Source organism: Cytobacillus depressus (assembly GCF_008923245.1).
Lineage (GTDB): Bacteria > Bacillota > Bacilli > Bacillales > Cytobacillaceae > Cytobacillus > Cytobacillus depressus.
Genome location: NZ_WBOS01000012.1, coordinates 76,144 through 95,860, shown reverse-complemented (window position 1 = coordinate 95,860; position 19,717 = coordinate 76,144). Strand labels below are relative to the sequence as shown.

The 19,717-nt window shown below is 39.0% G+C and carries 19 protein-coding genes and 1 pseudogene; 16 read left to right on the top strand and 4 right to left on the bottom strand.

The window, feature by feature from the left end:
• The first annotated feature begins 15 nt into the window (after positions 1-15).
• The 7 genes from aceA to F7731_RS19030 all read left to right on the top strand — a co-directional run bounded on the left by aceA (position 16) and on the right by F7731_RS19030 (position 7,319).
• Entirely contained in the window at positions 16-1,299 is a 1,284-nt protein-coding gene (gene aceA / locus F7731_RS19060) for an isocitrate lyase (RefSeq protein WP_151536380.1), read from the top strand.
• A 332-nt stretch (positions 1,300-1,631) separates the two neighbouring features.
• Positions 1,632-2,060 carry a YueI family protein gene (locus F7731_RS19055; RefSeq protein WP_151536379.1) on the top strand — a complete coding sequence of 143 codons (429 nt, stop codon included), beginning with the start codon at positions 1,632-1,634 and terminating at the stop codon, positions 2,058-2,060.
• Positions 2,061-2,295: 235 nt separating this feature from the next.
• Complete coding sequence (gene gatC / locus F7731_RS19050) at positions 2,296-2,586, top strand: Asp-tRNA(Asn)/Glu-tRNA(Gln) amidotransferase subunit GatC (RefSeq protein WP_151536378.1); 291 nt, start codon at positions 2,296-2,298, stop codon at positions 2,584-2,586.
• Positions 2,587-2,599: 13 nt separating this feature from the next.
• Positions 2,600-4,057 carry an Asp-tRNA(Asn)/Glu-tRNA(Gln) amidotransferase subunit GatA gene (gene gatA, locus F7731_RS19045; protein WP_151536377.1) on the top strand — a complete coding sequence of 486 codons (1,458 nt, stop codon included), beginning with the start codon at positions 2,600-2,602 and terminating at the stop codon, positions 4,055-4,057.
• Between the two features lie 13 nt (positions 4,058-4,070).
• Positions 4,071-5,498, top strand: coding sequence for an Asp-tRNA(Asn)/Glu-tRNA(Gln) amidotransferase subunit GatB (gene gatB, locus F7731_RS19040; RefSeq protein WP_151536376.1), 1,428 nt, complete (start codon positions 4,071-4,073; stop codon positions 5,496-5,498).
• A 167-nt stretch (positions 5,499-5,665) separates the two neighbouring features.
• A complete protein-coding gene (locus F7731_RS19035) occupies positions 5,666-6,220 on the top strand; it encodes a thioredoxin family protein (protein ID WP_151536375.1) in 555 nt (184 codons plus the stop codon).
• Positions 6,221-6,239: 19 nt separating this feature from the next.
• On the top strand, positions 6,240-7,319 hold the full coding sequence (locus F7731_RS19030; protein ID WP_151536374.1) for an NAD(P)H-dependent flavin oxidoreductase: 1,080 nt from the start codon (positions 6,240-6,242) through the stop codon (positions 7,317-7,319).
• Positions 7,320-7,363: 44 nt separating this feature from the next.
• On the opposite strand, the gene F7731_RS19025 is transcribed toward F7731_RS19030, so the two are convergent.
• Entirely contained in the window at positions 7,364-8,296 is a 933-nt protein-coding gene (locus F7731_RS19025; RefSeq protein ID WP_151536373.1) for a manganese-dependent inorganic pyrophosphatase, read from the bottom strand.
• 184 nt (positions 8,297-8,480) lie between these two features.
• Positions 8,481-9,107 carry a glycerol-3-phosphate 1-O-acyltransferase PlsY gene (gene plsY, locus F7731_RS19020; RefSeq protein ID WP_151536372.1) on the bottom strand — a complete coding sequence of 209 codons (627 nt, stop codon included), beginning with the start codon at positions 9,105-9,107 and terminating at the stop codon, positions 8,481-8,483.
• A gap of 148 nt (positions 9,108-9,255) precedes the next feature.
• Between plsY and F7731_RS19015 the strand changes: the two genes are divergently transcribed.
• The 8 genes and pseudogenes from F7731_RS19015 to F7731_RS18980 all read left to right on the top strand — a co-directional run.
• Positions 9,256-9,447, top strand: a complete 192-nt coding sequence (locus F7731_RS19015) for a hypothetical protein (protein ID WP_151536371.1) — start codon at positions 9,256-9,258, stop codon at positions 9,445-9,447.
• A 305-nt stretch (positions 9,448-9,752) separates the two neighbouring features.
• Positions 9,753-10,346: an RNA polymerase sigma factor gene (locus F7731_RS19010; RefSeq protein ID WP_246197323.1), complete on the top strand. Its 594-nt coding sequence runs from the start codon at positions 9,753-9,755 to the stop codon at positions 10,344-10,346.
• Positions 10,343-10,819: an anti-sigma factor gene (locus tag F7731_RS19005; RefSeq protein ID WP_151536370.1), complete on the top strand. Its 477-nt coding sequence runs from the start codon at positions 10,343-10,345 to the stop codon at positions 10,817-10,819. Before F7731_RS19010 ends, F7731_RS19005 begins: the two co-directional genes overlap by 4 nt.
• Positions 10,819-11,889, top strand: a complete 1,071-nt coding sequence (locus F7731_RS19000) for a hypothetical protein (protein WP_425482023.1) — start codon at positions 10,819-10,821, stop codon at positions 11,887-11,889. The genes F7731_RS19005 and F7731_RS19000 overlap by 1 nt, the downstream gene beginning before the upstream one ends.
• A gap of 47 nt (positions 11,890-11,936) precedes the next feature.
• Complete coding sequence (locus F7731_RS18995; RefSeq protein WP_151536368.1) at positions 11,937-12,872, top strand: hypothetical protein; 936 nt, start codon at positions 11,937-11,939, stop codon at positions 12,870-12,872.
• Positions 12,873-13,124: 252 nt separating this feature from the next.
• On the top strand, positions 13,125-14,081 hold the full coding sequence (locus tag F7731_RS18990) for a diacylglycerol kinase (protein ID WP_151536367.1): 957 nt from the start codon (positions 13,125-13,127) through the stop codon (positions 14,079-14,081).
• Between the two features lie 125 nt (positions 14,082-14,206).
• Positions 14,207-15,577 (top strand): 23S rRNA (uracil(1939)-C(5))-methyltransferase RlmD, encoded by a 1,371-nt coding sequence (gene rlmD / locus F7731_RS18985; RefSeq protein ID WP_151536366.1) that lies wholly within the window; start codon positions 14,207-14,209, stop codon positions 15,575-15,577.
• A 54-nt stretch (positions 15,578-15,631) separates the two neighbouring features.
• A pseudogene (locus F7731_RS18980) lies at positions 15,632-15,892 on the top strand (putative PEP-binding protein); the annotation flags it as partial.
• 114 nt (positions 15,893-16,006) lie between these two features.
• On the opposite strand, the gene F7731_RS18975 reads toward F7731_RS18980, so the two are convergent.
• Complete coding sequence (locus F7731_RS18975; protein ID WP_151536364.1) at positions 16,007-16,255, bottom strand: DUF2164 domain-containing protein; 249 nt, start codon at positions 16,253-16,255, stop codon at positions 16,007-16,009.
• A gap of 465 nt (positions 16,256-16,720) precedes the next feature.
• Here F7731_RS18975 and F7731_RS18970 point away from each other — a divergent pair, with 465 nt between their 5' ends.
• Positions 16,721-17,638: an endonuclease I family protein gene (locus F7731_RS18970; protein WP_246197321.1), complete on the top strand. Its 918-nt coding sequence runs from the start codon at positions 16,721-16,723 to the stop codon at positions 17,636-17,638.
• Positions 17,639-18,112: 474 nt separating this feature from the next.
• Here the strand turns inward: F7731_RS18970 and F7731_RS18965 are convergent, their stop codons facing one another.
• On the bottom strand, positions 18,113-19,471 hold the full coding sequence (locus F7731_RS18965) for an Nramp family divalent metal transporter (protein ID WP_151536363.1): 1,359 nt from the start codon (positions 19,469-19,471) through the stop codon (positions 18,113-18,115).
• Positions 19,472-19,717: the final 246 nt, after the last annotated feature.

Here is a 19,717-nt window from a genome sequence, read left to right as displayed (position 1 = left end):
AGGAGGATGGGAAAAATGACAGAAGTAAGAGTAAAACAATTGCAGGAAAGCTGGGAAATGGATGCAAGATGGAAAGGGATCGTGAGACCTTATTCGGCAGAGGAGGTTATTCGATTAAGAGGTTCTGTAGATATTGAGCATACTCTCGCGCAAAGAGGGGCAGAAAAGCTTTGGAAGCTTGTGAATGAAGAAGACTTTGTTCATTCTTTAGGGGCATTGACAGGAAATCAGGCAGTTCAGCAAGTGAAAGCTGGTCTAAAGGCTATCTATTTAAGCGGCTGGCAAGTTGCGGCAGATGCTAATCTTTCGGGTCATATGTACCCTGACCAAAGCTTATATCCGGCGAATAGTGTGCCGAGTGTCGTGAAGAGAATCAATCAGGCTCTGCAGCGAGCCGACCAAATTCATTATATGGAGGGCGATACCTCTATCGATTGGTTTGCTCCCATTGTAGCTGATGCAGAAGCGGGATTCGGCGGGCAGTTAAATGTGTTTGAATTGATGAAAGGAATGATTGAGGCGGGTGCTGCGGGTGTTCATTTTGAAGACCAGCTTTCTTCAGAGAAAAAATGCGGCCACCTTGGCGGGAAAGTTTTATTGCCAACACAAACAGCGGTAAAAAACTTAATTGCCGCTAGATTAGCAGCAGACGTAATGGGGGCGCCGACTTTAGTTATAGCAAGAACAGATGCCAATGCAGCTGATTTAATTACGAGTGATATCGATCCTTTCGATGCCCCATTTATTACAGGCGACCGGACTCCTGAAGGTTTCTTCAGAACAAAAGCGGGCCTTGATCAAGCGATTGCAAGAGGCTTAGCATATGCACCATATGCTGACCTTGTGTGGTGTGAAACAGCTGAGCCTGATTTAGAGGAGGCAAAACGCTTTGCTGAGGCCATTCATGAACAATTTCCTGGCAAACTACTAGCCTATAATTGTTCACCTTCATTCAACTGGAAGAGCAAGCTAGATGATGAAACGATTGCGAAGTTTCAGATTGAACTTGGGGAAATGGGCTATAAATTCCAATTCGTTACACTGGCCGGCTTCCATGCATTAAATCACAGCATGTTTGAATTGGCTCGCGGCTACAAAGACCGAGGAATGGCTGCTTACTCTGAATTGCAGCAGGCTGAATTTGCGAGTGAAAAATATGGATACACTGCGACAAGACATCAAAGAGAGGTGGGAACAGGCTATTTTGATCAAGTATCCATGACCATTACAGGAGGTACATCCTCTACGACAGCTTTAAAAGGTTCTACCGAAGAAGCACAATTTAGCTCTGCAGAATAGGAAGTTTACTAATTTCGAAGTGTAATTGAATCTAAGTTTTTCTGAAACATTCTATCGTGATTTCTCACTATATATCTTTCATTTTTCCTCTTTTCAAAATTTGAAGAGAGGATTTTTATTTTGATATTTTCTAAAAGTAAAGTCGAAATCTTGTCACCAAATGTTAATAATTATGTCGAGCATTCTACTTTTAATCGGGAAGCACCTCTTAGTACAATAATACATACATAATATTAGCCCTAATTTTAGAAGATAAAAATATTCTATTTGGAAAAACGTCCGTAAAGCTATTTTTATAATATATTTAAACGTTAGGAGCAGGAGGTAGGATTTTGTCTAAAAATATTGATGACTTTTTAATGCAGGGGATTCACGGTCAAAAGCAAACAAAACCCGATGAACGGCGGAAGTTCCTTGGTACACTGCGCGAACGGATTGTGATCGCTCTTAAACAATCACAAATTAGAGAACAGGGCATCTATCCTCAAGTCGAAGAAGCATTAAAGAAAAATAGCAGGGCCCATCTTTACTTAAATGGAAATATGAGTTATGAAGAGCTATCGAAGTACACAAAAATCGCATCCAAATATAATGTTGAATATACGATGGTCACTAATAAAGATTATAATTCCGAAATTGGTTTAGCCCTTGCGTATGACTATGCAATTGACAAAGAAGAAATTTTCGTAAGTAAAAAAGAACCAAAGATAAAAGCAGTAAAGAAGAAAAAAGGATTTTTTTCACTATTTTCAAAGCGTTAATTATAGGAAATTTAAGTAGCTAGTTTTATGACTAGCTTTTTTTTGTGCATTTTTCCAATAATCGTTCAATTAGAAAAAATAATGGTTCTATCAACTGCGAATTGTCGAAACAAATGGTAAAATGGCAGTGGAGTAAGTGACAGAAGCTGATAAAATATTGCTTTAACGTGCAAAAGTTTGTTATTATCAATATTATTGTTTATAAGGTATGAACACTTTTTGGAGGTGTCAATAAATGTCTAAAATTTCTACCGAACAAGTAAAACATGTTGCAAACTTAGCTAGGTTGGCAATCTCAGAGGAAGAAGCTGAGATGTTCTCAAAACAGCTAGGATCGATGATTGCCTTTGCTGAGGAGCTAAATGAATTAGATACCGAATATGTGGAACCGACTTCTCACGTATTAGATATGAAAAATGTTATGAGAGAGGATGTACCACAAAAGGGATTACCTCAATCAGAAGTTCTAAAAAATGCACCAGATCACCAAGACGGACAAGTGAAAGTGCCGTCAATTATTGAGTAAGGGGGGAAGAGCAATGAGTTTATTTGATCACAAAGTTTCAGAGTTACATGAACTTTTACATAAAAAGGAAGTTTCGGTCACTGACCTAGTTGACGAGTCTTTTAAACGTGTAAGCGAAGTTGAAGATAAGGTACAGGCTTTTATTACATTAGATGAAGAAACAGCTCGTGAAAAAGCGAGTAAATTAGATGAGAAATTAGGTACGGATGAATCAAAGGGCCTTCTATTCGGAATGCCGATCGGCGTTAAAGATAATATCGTAACAAAAGGCTTGCGTACAACATGCGCAAGTAAAATGTTGGAAAACTTTGATCCGATTTATGATGCCACAGTCATAAATAAGTTACATAATGCAGAAACGATTACGATTGGGAAATTAAATATGGATGAATTTGCAATGGGATCTACGACCGAGCATTCTGCATTCAAAAAGACTAGAAACCCATGGAATTTAGAAGTAGTACCAGGCGGCTCATCAGGCGGTTCTGCTGCGGCTGTTGCCTCTGGAGAAGTGTTATTTTCTTTAGGAACAGATACAGGCGGCTCAATTAGGCAACCAGCTGCTTTTTGTGGTGTTGTTGGAATGAAGCCGACATACGGGCGTGTATCTAGATACGGAGTTGTTGCATTTGCTTCATCATTTGATCAAGTGGGTCCGATTACGCGCACAGTTGAAGACAATGCCTACTTATTACAGGCGATTTCAGGACTCGATCCGATGGATTCTACTTCTGCTAACATCGAAGTTCCTAATTTTGTAGAGTCATTAACAGGAGACATAAAAGGGTTAAAAATTGCTGTACCTAAGGAATATTTAGGTGAAGGCGTAGGAGAAACAGCGCGCCAATCTGTATTAGATTCGTTAAAAGTCCTTGAAAAGCTTGGCGCAACTTGGGAAGAAGTTTCCCTTCCTCATTCAAAATATGCATTAGCCTCTTATTATCTATTATCTTCTTCTGAGGCTTCAGCGAACCTTGCTCGTTTTGATGGAGTTCGATATGGATACAGAACGGAGAATCCTGAAAACTTACTTGATTTATATAAAAAGACGCGTGCGGAAGGTTTTGGCGATGAAGTTAAACTCCGCATCATGCTCGGTACATTTGCATTAAGCTCTGGTTATTATGATGCTTACTATAAGAAAGCACAAAAAGTCCGTACACTGATTAAGAAGGATTTTGATGATGTGTTAAGCAAGTTTGATGTCATTGTTGGTCCGACGTCACCGAAACCCGCTTTCAAAATTGGTGAGACTATTGATGATCCGCTTACGATGTATGCAAATGATATTTTGACAATTCCAGTAAACCTTGCGGGTGTGCCTGGGATTTCAATTCCATGCGGATTTGATAACGGCTTGCCGTTAGGGCTGCAAATCATTGGCAAGCATTTTGATGAAAGCACCGTATATCGTGTAGCACATGCCTTCGAACAAGCAACTGACTATCATAAACAAAAACCGACGTTGTAAGGGGGGAAACGTAATGGAATTTGGAACTGTAATTGGACTTGAAGTACATGTTGAATTAAAAACAGATTCAAAAATTTTCTCGGCAAGCCCGAACCATTTCGGCGCTGAACCGAATACGAATACAACGGTTGTTGACCTTGGTTATCCAGGAGTTTTACCCGTCCTAAATAAAAAAGTAGTTGAATTTGGGATGAAAGCTGCGATGGCTCTTAACTGCGAAATCGCTCCTGTGACGACATTTGACCGGAAAAACTATTTCTATCCAGATAACCCGAAGGCTTACCAAATCTCTCAACTTGATAAGCCAATCGGAGAACATGGCTGGATTGATATTGAAGTGGATGGCTATAAGAAAAGAATCGGGATCACTCGCATCCATTTAGAAGAGGACGCTGGCAAGCTTACACATGGAAATGGATATTCATTATGTGATTTTAACCGGGCAGGCACGCCACTCATCGAGATTGTTTCTGAGCCGGATATTCGTACTGCGAACGAAGCTTACGCTTATCTTGAAAAGCTAAAATCCATTATTCAATACACAGGTGTATCTGATTGTAAGATGGAAGAAGGGTCATTGCGCTGTGATGCCAATATTTCTATTCGTCCAGTTGGACAAGAAGAATTCGGCACGAAAACAGAGCTAAAGAACTTAAATTCCTTTAACTTCATTCGAAAAGGAATTGAATACGAAGTAAAGCGCCAAGAGGAAGTAGTACGTTCAGGCGGTGTGATTAATCAAGAAACGCGCAGATATGATGAAGCGACAAATACGACAATCCTTATGCGTGTGAAAGAGGGAGCAGACGATTATCGTTATTTCCCTGATCCGGATTTAATCGATGTTCATATCGATGATGAATGGAAAGAGCGTACTCGCGCTGAAATTCCTGAGCTTCCTGATCAACGACAAAAACGTTATACCGAAGAGCTTGGGCTGCCTGCCTATGATGCAGCTGTATTAACAGTTGTTAAGGAAACAGCTGATTTCTTTGAGGCGACAGTAGCGGTAGGTGCAGATCCAAAGGCATCATCTAACTGGATTATGGGTGATGTATCTGCTTACCTAAAAGCGGAACAAAAAGAGCTGGATGAAACAGCCTTAACCCCCGATGGGCTAGCTGGTATGATTAAACTTATTGAAAACGGAACGATTTCTTCCAAGATTGCCAAGACTGTTTTCAAAGAATTAATCGAAAACGGCGGAGATGCTGAGCAAATTGTGAAAGCGAAAGGATTAGTTCAAATCTCAGATGAAGGAGCACTTTTAAAAATCATCTCAGAAGTATTGGACAATAATCCGAAAATCATCGATGATTATAAAAATGGAAAAGAAAAAGCACTTGGGTTCTTTGTTGGTCAAATTATGAAAGCAACAAAGGGACAAGCCAATCCTCCATTAGTTAATAAGCTATTGTTAGAGGAATTAAAGAAAAGATAAGATAAAGAAAAAGCTGATGGGAAAAACCATCAGCTTTTTCGACATATTTCAGTTGTATTTCCCAGGAAAAGCTGCTTATTTACAGCATTTTTCCGACAATTTCCTCCCAAGAGAAGGATAGTTAAGAACAAAAGTTGAAATGAATAGTATGAAAGGAGAGTTTGTAGATGAACTTAATGCAATGGTTTGAAAAAGGGCTAACAGCTGATGAGTATATAACTGGCATGAAGGTGAATCAAGCAGAAACTAATCATATTTTTGAGCAATTTTCGCTGTCAGATGATGAGAGGGATAAACTATCAACTCTTAAAGATAAAGGTTTGAAAGCCATTGTCTTAACAGAGGATTGGTGTGGTGATGCGCTGCTCAACAATCCGATATTATTAAAGATTGCTGCTGAAATCGGCATGGAGGTTCGCTTCTTATTAAGAGATCAAAACCTTGAATTAATGGATCAATATTTAACGAATGGGACATCACGTGCGATTCCAATTTTTATTTTTATCAATGGAGATGGAGAAGAGCATGCAGTTTGGGGGCCGAGAGCCAAACAAATTCAGGAAAAAGTCGATTATGAACGAGGCCAGCTACCTTCACAGGATGATCCCGATTTTAAAGAAAAGCAAATGGCCATGTATAAAAAATTAGTAGCAACGTATCAAGTAGATGAAGCCATTTGGCATACTGTGGCAGACAGTATTATAGCTAAGCTGAAAAAATAACTAAAGGATGTGCTTGTTTGTGGGATGGAACCAAAATACAGTAACAGACATGCTAGGCATTTCTTATCCAATTTTTCAAGCACCAATGGCAGGCGGGATTACGACACCAGAATTAATCAGTGAGACATCAAACTCCGGGGGCCTTGGAAATCTTGGAGCCGGATATATGATGCCTGAAGAAATAAAATCTGCGATTAAAGAAATACGAGAATTAACAGACAAGCCCTTTGGTGTAAATTTGTTCGTGCCAAATAAAGAGATTACTTTTTCAGAGGAAAAACGATCAGAAGCATTGAATCATTTATCTGGCTATAAAGCAGAGCTCATGTTAGAGGATGACATTCAACTTACTGATAAAAACTATCATACACTGTATGAGCAGCAGTTGGAGGTCGTCTTAAGCACGAAGGTTCCGATATGCAGCTTTACGTTCGGCATTCCTGATGAAAATGTGATTAAAGATCTAAAGAAACAAGGAACGATTGTCATTGGAACGGCGACGAATGTAAAGGAAGCATTGGAGCTGGAGGCAGCAGGTGTTGATATGATTGTAGCTCAAGGGAGTGAAGCAGGCGGACATCGTGGGACCTTTCATGAGGAAGCAAGCGGATTGATTGGCTCGATGGCTTTAATCCCGCAAATTGCAGATGCTGTCAAATTACCTGTTATCGCTGCGGGTGGAATTATGGATGCAAGAGGAATAGTCGCCGCCTTTATTCTTGGGGCTAAAGGTGTTCAGCTTGGTACGGCTTTTCTTCCATGTAGAGAAAGCGGAGCACACCCAATTTATAAGGAGGCTTTATTAAATAGCACGGAAGACACAACGACTCTAACCAAGGCGTTTTCTGGAAAGCTAGCAAGAGGTATCAATAATCGCTTTATAAAAGAAACGGAAAATTCAACAGACTCCATTCTCCCTTACCCAATACAAAATGACCTAACAGGTGCAATCAGAAAGCAGGCTGCAAAATTAAAAAATAAGGAGTTCATGTCCTTATGGGCGGGACAAGGATTACGCCTAGCCAATAGAACATCTGTAAAGGGATTGATGGGAGAGTTGACAGAGGAAACATCTCAGATTTTCCATTCTAATCACTAATAGGAAAGAGGAGGACCTGTTGGTCGCTCCTCTTTTAAATAAGTTTATTTTTCTGTTAAAGCTTTTGTAAGTCCTGGAACAATTTGTTTCTTGCGGGAAACGACGCCCTTTAATAGTGCGCGGTTGTTTTCAAGCTTTACATTATAAGCTTCTTCAACTGCTTTCGTTTCATTACCGATAGCGATGGCAACTGAGTCGTTGTTTAAAATATCAGTAAGTACGAAAAGGAATAGATCTAACTCTTTATTCTTAGCCACTTCTGTTAGCTTAGCTTCAAGCTCGTCCTGGCGGCTCAGAACATCATTTAGATCGACAGCATTAACTTGGGCAATTTCCGTTTTGTAGTTACCCATTTGGAACTCCTTCGCATCAAGAGTAATTAGTTCAGCAATTGTTTTATCGCTTAGGTCTGCACCTGCTTTTAGCATGGCTAAACCGTATTCTTCCGCATTAACACCAGCGATTTCCGCAAGCTCGCGCGCTGCTGCTACATCTTCCTCTGTGCAAGTCGGAGATTTAAAGAGCAAGGAATCAGAAATAATCGCTGAAAGCATTAATCCAGCTGTTTCTTTGCTAATTTCTACTGATTTTTCCTTGTAAATCTTATTTAAGATAGTTGCTGTACAGCCAACCGGCTCTGCACGATAATATAATGGATCGCTTGTTTCAAAGTTTGCAATGCGGTGATGGTCGATTACTTCAAGAATTTTCACATCACGAATATCGTCCGCACTTTGCTGAAATTCGTTATGGTCGACAAGAATGACTTCATTAACTTCCTTAGAAACTGCCTCTACAAGACGTGGTGCCTCCACATTGAAAGTATCAAGTGCAAACTGTGTTTCCTCGTTGACTTGTCCAAGACGGATTGGTTCAGCTTCTACACCTAATTTTGCTTTTAACTCTGCATATGCAATAGCGGAACAAATTGAGTCTGTGTCGGGGTTTTTATGACCGAATACAAATACTTTTGACATAGTTCTTCTCCTTGATTAAATAGATTATGGCAATTAAAGCCTGTAGTTATTTTACCATATATATATAAGTAGAAAAAATCAACTTTTAATTATAAGTTGTATTTTTCGAGCTAGATAATGAAAATAAAAACCGAATATGGAACAATCCAATATTCGGTCAGAAACATATAAAATAGCCTTCCGTTTAGGCACGTTTGCTGTTATTTTTTGGCGGAATCCGGTCATCCTTAAGCCGTTTGTCATTAATTTTCGGTTCAAGCTGATGAAGGAAGTTGTAAATATTTGAGCGGTGGAGAAAAATTAAAAGCAATATAAAAATGGAAAAGATAAGTTCATGCTCACGGCCGGGAGTAAAAAAGGAAAAAATGAGCAAGGCGAATCCGACTGATAAGGACCCAAGGAATACATACTTCGTCACGAAGGTAACAAAGAAAAAAGCAAAATAGGCCGCTGCAAACATCCACATATTCGTGACAAGGAGAACACCAGCAGTAGTAGCAATCGCTTTTCCCCCGCGAAATCCCGCAAAAATAGGAAAACAGTGGCCGATGACAGCAACAAGCCCTATTAACAATGGATCAATCTTCGTACCTATAACTATAGGAAGATATGCTGCAAGCGCTCCTTTTCCAACATCAATGAGCAATACAAGAATCGCTGCCTTTTTTCCAAGAACTCTTAATGTATTGGTCGCACCCGGATTATTACTGCCATGTTCCCGAATATCAATATTAAAGGCAAATCTCCCGACAATTAGGGCAGTCGGAATAGATCCTAGCAAATAGGAAATTACAAACAGTAGTATTGTCATCATATCATCCTTTATGGGAGAATAGTGTTAGAGGCTTCCAAATCTGGGTGAAACGTTTATGTCCATTTTATCATAGAATGGTAATTTTATATTATTTCATTTGCACTAATCTTAATGTAGAAAATATGGTTTAAGGGGTAGATGTATAATGAATTTTGTGATTTGGCTTGTGATTGCCACCACAGTCATTGCAGTCAGTACAACTATTTTCTTTATTTCTAAAGGAGATCCAAATTATCGTAAATCCGCCAAACGGAATACAAAGAATTTGACGTTTATTTATGCCATAACAATCACCCTCTCATTTACTGTATTAGCTTTTTATATTTGGCTTTTTTAGTTCAATATATTTATCGCAGATTAACGGTCTATAAGACTCCCACTTTAACCTCTACGCGGGAAATCTAACAGCCCGTAAAGGCCCGATTTAAAGAACGCAAACTAAGAACGCCATGTCCTGTGGCAACGTCTGCGTGACCCACATCCTGTGGGCCGCAACTAACATTCAGTGGGGAATAAAAAGCCCCCCACTGAATGAAGTTTCACTTTAACAAAGACGCTTGGGAAAACTATTCCTAAGCGTTTTTTCTACTTAATAAAACTTTTTTTAAAAATATTTATTTTTTGTGTAGGGATAGAGTGCTTATCTTTCGTCTATTAGGGTGGAAGCTCATCAGAAAGGGGGAGAGAGCGATTAGCGACCAAGTTCTTATCCAAAAAGTAAAAAGCGGCAATGATCATGCTTTCCGGCTCTTGGTTGAAAAGTACCGCAACGATTTGTTCCGGACGATTTATGCGGTATTGAGAGACCAAAAGGAAGCAGAAGATGCTGCTCAAGAAGTATTCATTAAGATTTATACCTCTCTCTCCCAATATGATAATCAAGGCTTTAAAACATGGATGACGAGAATTGCTGTTAATCATGCAATCGATGTAAAGAGGAAGCGCGAGCTGCGGAGAGAAGATATAATGGATTTGGAAGAGGCCACAGCATGGAGAACTCAAAAGGAAAGTATCGAGACAGAGCTTATTTTTAAAGAAAGATTAACTCGTGTCAGGGAAAAGCTTCATGAGCTTCCAGAGAATTATCGACATGTTATATATGATTTTTATATTGCCGAAAAAACGTATCAGCAAATTGCTGAGGAACAAAATGTTCAAGTGAAGACAATTGAGACAAAACTGTACCGCGCCCGTAATTGGATGAGGAAGCATTGGAAGGAGGACGATTTTTCATGAGGCATTATTCGAAAGAAGAGTGGACGAAATATGTGAAAAATGAACTTGATCATGACGTCCGTGAAGATTATGAGAACCATCTTTATACTTGTGACCAATGTTTAGACATATACATCCAAGCGGTAGACGAGGTAGAAGGTGCGTTGCCTGTCATTGAGAATGAATCGGCTTTTACCGATCTCATCATGGCGCAAATCGCCCGGAACGAGCCTCCTGCACGGACAGAAAGGAAAGGCGTTAAAAAGGCAAACAAACCATTTTATCAATCAGCGATTTTCCACTATTCCATCGCGGCCGCTATGACGATTCTTTTAATGTCAACGGGAGTATTTCAGTCGATTACTCATTATACGGAAAGCGTTCAAATGCCAAGCTTTCAGGAAAAAAGGACATCGGTAACAGAAGGCATTGTTGATAAAACCTTCGCCTGGATAGATTCGTTAGAGAAAAAAAGCAAGGAGGCTAATAAATAATGAAAAATCCGATTATCGCGTTTTTATTGGGGTTTTTCCCTGGTGGAGGATTGTTATATTTAGGAAAGGTTTTGCGTGGCTTTGCTTATATGTTCGGGGAATTCTTCTTGATTGCCATTACCTTTATGCTACTCGCTCATAATGGTCACGAAGTTGCATTAGTGATCGTATTGATAGGGGTGTTTTTATATATCATCAATTTGGTTGATACGGGAATTACGGCGTCAAGGCTTCTACACCGTAAAGAGAAGCTGCATTCTGAAGGTACCTCGGTTGAAAGTGAAGTCGAGTATGAACGGTTCCGCACGATTCTATTATCCTTTATCCCCGGAGTCGGACATTTTCACCTCGGCTTAATGAACCGCGGGATCACATTATTAATTGCCTTTATCGGCTTAGCGGTTATGGTGTTTTTTGTGTCGATATTGACTCATAGAGGTGAATTCTTAACCTTTTGGGCGATTTTGCCGGTTATTTGGGTTTATGGATTTTTTGATGCGATCCAGCAGTTAAATCGAAAGCAGCGCGGTGAACAGCTTATTGACCGCACAATATTAGAGGATTTTGAATCCCGCAGAGAGGAAGGAAAGAAAAGCAAGGCGATTGCTACTTTCTTATCCGTGTTCCCCGGAGCCGGTCATCTGTACCTTGGGCTTCAGCGCCGCGGAATTCAATTAATGGCTGCTTTCCTATTCTCTATTTATATTTTAGATGTATTGAGATTAGGGATTTTCCTTTTCCTCATTCCGATTATTTGGTTCTATAGTTTCTTCGATGGCCTGCAGAAAGCCTCGAAGTATGAGGGTGAGCCTCTTGAGGATACACCGATTATTTCTTATTTATTTAATCATCAAAAATGGATTGGTATTGGATTAGTGCTACTCGGCTTGTATTATTTAACAACAAATATTTTACTGCCCGTCGTTTCGCCAATGCTGATGGATATGATCAACTTTGACATCCGTTATTGGTTTGAGCGTTATTTCCAAACAGCTGTTGTTTGTATCCTGCTCATTGGAGGCGGTCTAAAGCTGATAGTGGGAAAAAAAGAGAAGAGAATGGAAACTTAAGGAGTAGTTGAGTTTCAAGCAGATTAGAAGGGAGAAAGGGGTTTATAATGAGGACCTGGCGTGTAGGTACATTTTCGATGGGGGCTTCGCTCCTGTTACTCGGGATTTTTCTACTATTTTCCCAATTTTTTGGCTACCAGCTATTAACGATCATGATGTCTTGGTGGCCAGCGATTCTCATCGTTCTTGGGATCGAAATATTAGTTTTTATATTCCTTTCAAAGGAGGAAAGACCTTTTTTAAAGTATGATTTTCTCAGTATTTTCTTTGTAGGAATATTAGGGACGGTTGGTATTGGCTTTGCCATCATTAGCTCCACAGGAATTTTGGCAAAAGTGAATGATGTGCTGCAAAGAGAAGAGCAAACATTGGATCTGCCTAGTTATGAACAGAAAATTAGCAATGAGGTAAAAAGGGTAGTAGTTAATACAGATCGCTATCCACTTACAATCGAGGGAACCGCAAATAATGAGATTAGTATGTTCGGTACATATCAGACACAAGTAAGGAAAAATGAACAATTAATTTCCAAAGCTAATGATTATGTATCGATTCAGGAAAAAGGAGATACTATTTACGTTCAAGTTAAAGGGCTGCCAAGCGATTCTTTAGGGCCATTTGGCAGATATGCCAGCCTTTCGGCAACAATACTGATCCCAAGCCATGTTAAGCTTGAAGTGAATGGAAATGATAATCCCATTACTCTTAAACCGCGTTCACTTATGAATGACTGGTCCGTTGACAGAGCATCACATCTGTCCGTCCAAATTGTAAATTCCAGTGATGTGAAAATTTCTGCGACCGGTGTGCAAGAAATAAGCGGTGACCAAGAAAAGTGGAGTATCATAAAAGAAAATGTGAACAATGATCGGGATGAATATAGGGAAGATGTCATAAAGCTAGCGACATTCCAAATGGGGAAAGGAACCCATCATCTTCAAATCATTAATAGCTATCAACTAAGCTTAAATACCGTTGAATAGATCCTAAAATATGTGCAGAAAAAACGGATACCTAGACTCATCTGGGTATCTTTTTCATCTAGGGAGCATCTATTAGTAAGAGAGGATTAGGAAATAAAATGCTGGATTTTGGGAATAATTGAATTGGTGGTAAGTGGAATAGGCCTTTTTCTGGTTAGGTAAAAATTGATATGTACGGACCTTTTAGATATGATGTTAACTGAATGAGAAAACGGATTAAGTATTATAAAGATGAATAATAGGATGATGGTTATGAAAAGAGCAAGAGTTATTTATAATCCAACTTCTGGCCGGGAAATTCTTAAGAAAAATCTTGCAGAAATTCTTCAAAGGCTTGAAATAGCCGGCTATGAAACGTCATGCCATGCTACGACTGGTGCTGGTGATGCGACGAAAGCTGCAAGAATTGCTGTGGAGCGCAAATATGATCTAGTTGTAGCTGCTGGCGGGGACGGAACGATTAATGAGGTTGTAAATGGGCTTGCAGAACAGGAGTACAGGCCGAAGCTTGGGGTAATTCCTGCAGGGACTACGAATGATTTCGCAAGAGCCCTTCATATCCCGAGAGATATTGAAGCGGCAACAGACATTATCGTTAAAGGGGATACAATCCCGGTAGATATTGGACGGATTAATGATCGCTATTTTATTAATATTGCTGGCGGAGGAAGGCTGACAGAGCTTACGTATGAAGTCCCAAGCAAATTAAAAACGATGCTTGGGCAGCTTGCCTATTACTTAAAAGGAATTGAGATGCTTCCATCCATTCGCTCGACAGAAGTGAGCATTGAGTATGACGGCAAGTTATTTGAGGGAGAGGCTATGCTTTTTTTTGTAGGCTTGACTAACTCAGTAGGCGGTTTTGAAAAGCTCGCTCCTGATTCATCGATTAATGATGGATTATTTTCGCTGTTAATCTTAAAAAAGACTAACTTGGCAGATTTTATCCGCATCGCGACATTAGCTGTTCGTGGTGAGCATATAAATGACCCGCATGTCATTTATACGCAAGCAAATCGGATTAAAGTCAAATCGAGCGAAAAGCTACAGCTGAATCTTGATGGAGAATTTGGCGGACTGCTCCCAGCTGAATTTGTTAATCTGTATCGACACCTTGAAGTCTTTGTCCCATTAGATCAAATCCGTGATGAAGACCGGCCGAGAGACTGGGTAAGCTCCAATCAAATAGAAGAAGCTCGTTCCGAATAAAAATGGAGCGGGCTTTTTTAGCGGGATAGGGGGACAAGTTTCAGCTCCTTTGTCCCTAAATTTTATATTTACCGCAATAATATGATACAATTTCCCTTATTAATGCTGAAAAAAGGAAGAAACCAATGAGTAGAACATTACCAGTACAGAAAAATGAATATATAGATGTTATTTTTGAAGATTTAACACATGATGGGGCAGGGGTAGCAAAGGTGGATGGCTATCCATTATTTGTCCCGAACGGACTTCCAGGTGAAAAGGCAAAGATTAAAGTCCTCAAGGTAAATAAAGGCTATGGATTTGGGCGTCTTATTGAAACGTACGAGAAAAGCCCATATCGGGTTGAAGCCCCATGTCCGATTTATAAGGAATGTGGAGGGTGTCAGCTTCAGCATTTAAGCTATGAAGGACAGCTGAAAGCGAAGGAGAAGCAAGTAAGAGATGTGCTAGAGAGGATTGGAAAGCTTGACAATGTCATCGTTCATCCAGTCCTTGGCATGAATGAACCTTGGCGATATCGCAATAAAGCTCAAGTGCCTCTTGGAGAACAAGAGGGCGGTCTAATCGGCGGCTTTTATCAGCAGCGAACTCATCAAATAATAAATATGAAAGAATGTATGATCCAGCAGGAAAAAAATGATGAAGTCGTTCAAACAGTTATCGACATCTGTAGCCGTTACGGCGTTCGCGCCTATAAGGAAGGCAATCATAAAGGTGACCTTCGACACATTATGGCAAGGCATGGACTTGTAACAGGTGAGGTTATGGTTGTGCTTATTACGAGGACAAATGACCTTCCGCATAAAAATAAAATAATTGAAGAAATTACTTCTCGCATAAAAGGCGTTAAATCGATCGTTCAAAACGTCAATTCAAAGAAAACAAATGTGATCTTTGGTGAGCAGACGAAGGTTCTTTGGGGAGAAGAGGTCATTTATGATTTCATCGGAGATATCAAATTTGCGATTTCTGCCCGTTCATTTTATCAAGTGAACCCAGAACAGACAAAAGTCCTCTATGAAAAAGCGTTAGAATATGCAAATTTAAGCGGTGAAGAGAACGTAATTGATGCATATTGCGGCATTGGAACGATTTCTCTATTTCTCGCTCAAAGGGCGAAGAAGGTTTTTGGCGTAGAAATTGTGCCAGAAGCGATTGAAGATGCGAAGCGAAATGCGGAATTGAATGGGATCACCAATGCTGAATTTGCTGTTGGCGAAGCTGAAGTCGTTATACCGAAATGGTATGAGCAAGGCAATTCAGCAGATGTATTAGTCGTTGACCCTCCACGAAAGGGCTGCGATGAAGCATTACTAAACACTATTATTGACATGAAGCCAAAGAAAGTTGTTTATGTCAGCTGCAATCCGGGAACGTTGGCGAGAGATCTGCGATTACTGGAAGATGGCGGCTATAAAACTGTCGAAGTGCAGCCAGTGGATATGTTTCCGCAGACGATGCATTGTGAGGCAGTTGCTTTATTGAAATTGAAATAAATTTTTTGAAGAAAGAAATTGGTGTGAGAGCATCGGTTTCTTTCTTTTTTTTATTTAGTTATCGATGCAGCCCACACAAACGGAAAATGGGTTGGGATGTGTGGAGAAATGGCAGGGGATGCTGTCGCGATCCCTGTATTGCTTGGTCTAGGATTGGATGAGTTTTCAATGAGCGCCCCGTCCATTTTGAAAGCAAGAGGCCAAATTAATCAATTATCAAAAAAGGAAATGAAAGAGCTTGCTGATCAAGCATTGACGATGCAAACGGCTGAACAAGTGAGGAATTTAATTATCGAAACACCTCACTACTGGTAACTTACTCCTTGTCGAATGCGTAGTGCATCTTTCGCTAGTGATCGTATTGTACAATGTAAAGCTTAAAAAGAGCTGTTCAAAAGGTTAGAAAACTTTTTTGAACAGCTCTTAATATTATTTTCGTCTCAATGGACGCTCTAAAGTTAAAATTTCCTCTTCTATCGCTAATACTTGTTGCTCCATAACAGTTTTAGCATCTGAAATTGCCGCATTATAAAAGTGCGGAGCAATAGACTCCTTAATAAACTCCAAAACCCTTTCCGCAGCAAACTCTGACAACTCCTCATCCCGCTCGTTAAAAAAGAAAGACTGGATGTCTCCTATCATTTGTTCATGCTGTTCTTTTGATAATTTGTAGAACATAAAATGCACTCCTTTATAATAATAAATCTTTAACAAGATTGATTTGATTCTCATTTTAAAAAGAATAGGGTTATATATATAATAATGTATTAGCGAATCGTATTAAACGGATTCTTTCTTTGTATATTGTAAACGAATATAACTAAGATTGCCTTAAAAGAAGAAATGCGATTTCCTAATAAGAGAATCGCATTTCTTTTATTGCATTTTTATATTTACTTCTTTTTAAATTGCCGGATAGTCAAGTAGATTTAATTTAATTCGGGAACCTGCCATATAGGATAAGAGCAGCGAAAGTGAAGGTATTGTAATGTAGTAATTAATAGTAATGCTACAAGAATTAACCTAAATGAAAAATAAAAGTAATATTTAGGTTGTATAATTGCGTAAGAGGAGGTGAATTGTTCTCAATTTTACTAGCAGACAATTTAGTTAGGCATATAACTAGAAAGGAGGAACATAATAGTGAACATAAAAAATATAGAATCATATAAAAATGCAGATTTACATGCCACATTGTTGGAGCTGGAGCTTAACAAAAAGAGGTTTGAAAATGGAAAAGAGTATTATGATGAAGAACAGGATCAAATGGCAATCAGGGATTATTATCATCAAATTGATTTTAATGAAGTGGACAAAAAAGAGTTATATAAGAAACTTAATCAGTTAATTTCGGATACACATGAAAATCAGCTTCCTTATAACTCTAATACCAGGAATTATCTTTATTCAAGAATTGACCTTCATATGGACGGGAAGTTGAAGAGCATCTATTCCGGAAAAGAAAGAGATCCTGAACAAGTCATAAAAGATGATTATGAAGCAGAAAGAAAAAGAATAGCAGCCTATACAAAGGTGCTAAAAATTAGCTCGAAAACCGATTATGAAATACAGATGGCGATGGCGTCCATTGAAAGTGAAAATATGTATAATTGTGAACATGTCGTTCCTCAGTCATGGTTTGATAAGGATAATCCGATGAGAGGAGATTTACATCATCTTTTTACATGCGAAATAGCTTGCAATTCTTTAAGATCCAATCATCCTTATTTTGATTTTGTGGACTATTCACCGCAAATGGAGACGGAAGCGATCAGAGCACAGTGCGGAAAATATGAAGAGGGTAAGTTTGAACCCGAAAGCGGAAAAGGTGAGGCTGCCAGGGCAACATTGTATTTTTTGTTAAGATATCCAAGAGAAATTAGCCAATATAGAAGTAAGGACATTGAGATGCTGCTTAAATGGCATCGTGAATATAACATAACCATTTATGAAAAACATCGCAACAAAGAGATATTCACTATTCAAAAGAACAGAAATCCTCTAATTGATTTTCCTCAATACGCTGACAAAATAGATTTTACGTTAGGTTTATCATTGTGATTTATAGAATTAAATTAATATTATTTTAATGGATATTTTTGTTATAAGGGGGTATCGCCAACATTTCGGTTTGTTGGTGGGGCCTCCATTTAGCTAATCAAGCTTCAAATGAGCATCAGACTGGCGCCATCTACTTGTCTTTGAATGCCATAGTTAGTAATCCGCTTTTTTACTAAGGAATCATTTAAAAAAACAAACCATTTAATTTTCAGTATTGAACTTCGGATTGAACATAAAAAAATCGTCCTGTCATTTTACTAGATAGGGCGATTTTTTTGTGCATTTTACAAAAAGAAAGGGGGTTCCCAAATTCAGTTACCAGACTTTAGGAACAGCCCCTTTCTTTTATTTGATTTTAATATTCACTTCTTTTTCAATGGTTGCCGGATCGTCTAGAAGTTTTAATTTAATAGGTCCAGGTGGTGCATCTTCATAAGGATATGGATTTTATATACAACATATAGCCTTCCGATCCTACCCAATATCCTGCCCCGTAACAACAATATAACCAATCAAAAAGATATTCAAAATAACGATTAATACGGTACAGATCCACGCTAATATTTTTACTGGTAATTTATTGGCGAATTCACCCATTTTCCTTTTATCGCTTGTAAACAGGACTAAAGGGATGACGGCAAAGGGGAGCTGAAGGGATAAAACCACTTGACTCCATAATAGTAATTCACCTGTTCCTTTAGAGCCATAAATCCAAGTGACAACAAAAGCAGGAATGACCGCAATGAGACGTGTAATTAAGCGGCGAAGCCAAGGAGCAATTCGCAATTGGAGAAATCCTTCCATGACAATCTGTCCACTTATTGTTCCGGTAATTGTTGAGTTTTGGCCTGAGGCCAGTAAAGCTACAGCAAAAAGTGTGCTTGCAATTCCTACCCCTAAAGTTGGGCTTAATAATTCATAGGCTGCTTCAATTTCCGAAACATCTAAATTTGTGCCATAAAAAGCGGAAGCCCCTAGAATTAAAATTCCGGCATTAATGAAAAAAGCAGCCGTTAACGAAAACGTCGAGTCAAGCAATGAAAATTTTAGAGCTTCTTTTTTCCCTTCGGTCGTTCTCTTATATTGTCTTGTTTGGACAATAGATGAATGTAAATATAAATTATGGGGCATCACCGTTGCTCCTAAAATACCAAGAGAAATAAAGAGCATTTCTGGATTTGTGGCAATTTCTGCTTTCGGGACAAATCCACCAAAAAGTGCGGATATTTCCGGTTTTGAAATAATGACCTCAAATGCAAATACCCCGAATATGGTGACCATTAATACGATAACAATCGCTTCGATAATCCGAAAGCCCTTCTTTTGTAAATAAAGCAAAAGCAGCACATCTAATGTCGTAATGGCGATTCCCATCAATAAAGGAATCCCGAATAATAAATTTAACGCAATTGCGGAACCGATAACCTCTGCCAAATCTGTTGCAATAATGGCAAGTTCCGTTAAAATCCAGAGAATAAAAGCCGTTTTCTTACCTGTTGCATCTCTTGTTGCTTGCGCAAGATCTCTGCCAGTTACGATGCCTAGTTTTGCTGACAATGCTTGGAGGAGCATAGCAACTAAATTAGCTAGTAAAATAACGATCAACAGGGTGTAGCCGAAACGTGCACCACCTGCAATGGATGTCGCCCAGTTTCCCGGATCTACATATCCGACGGCCACTAAGGAGCCAGGGCCTGCAAATGCCAAAAACTTTCGCCAAAAACCGCCCTTATTCGGAACAGAAACGGTATTATTTACCTCTTCTAAACTCACATTCGTGCTTCGTTTTAACCAGCCTTGATCTTCAACTGAATTTTGAGATTGAGTTGGCATTATTTATCCCACCTTAAAACTTGCCTAGAGTTCAATGCTTTTTATATATACAACTTTTAAAGTCATGAATTTGCTCATACATATTTTATGAAAACATCTTAGCACGGTTTTTTGTCCAAGTAAATATTTTTTGCTCATGCGCAACTTTTTGATTTAGAACCAACATTCGACAATTTATTTTCTTTTATTGATCTTTTTATATGAATTGGATGAGGGCGATCTGAACCTTTTTTTGTTGCCAAATTA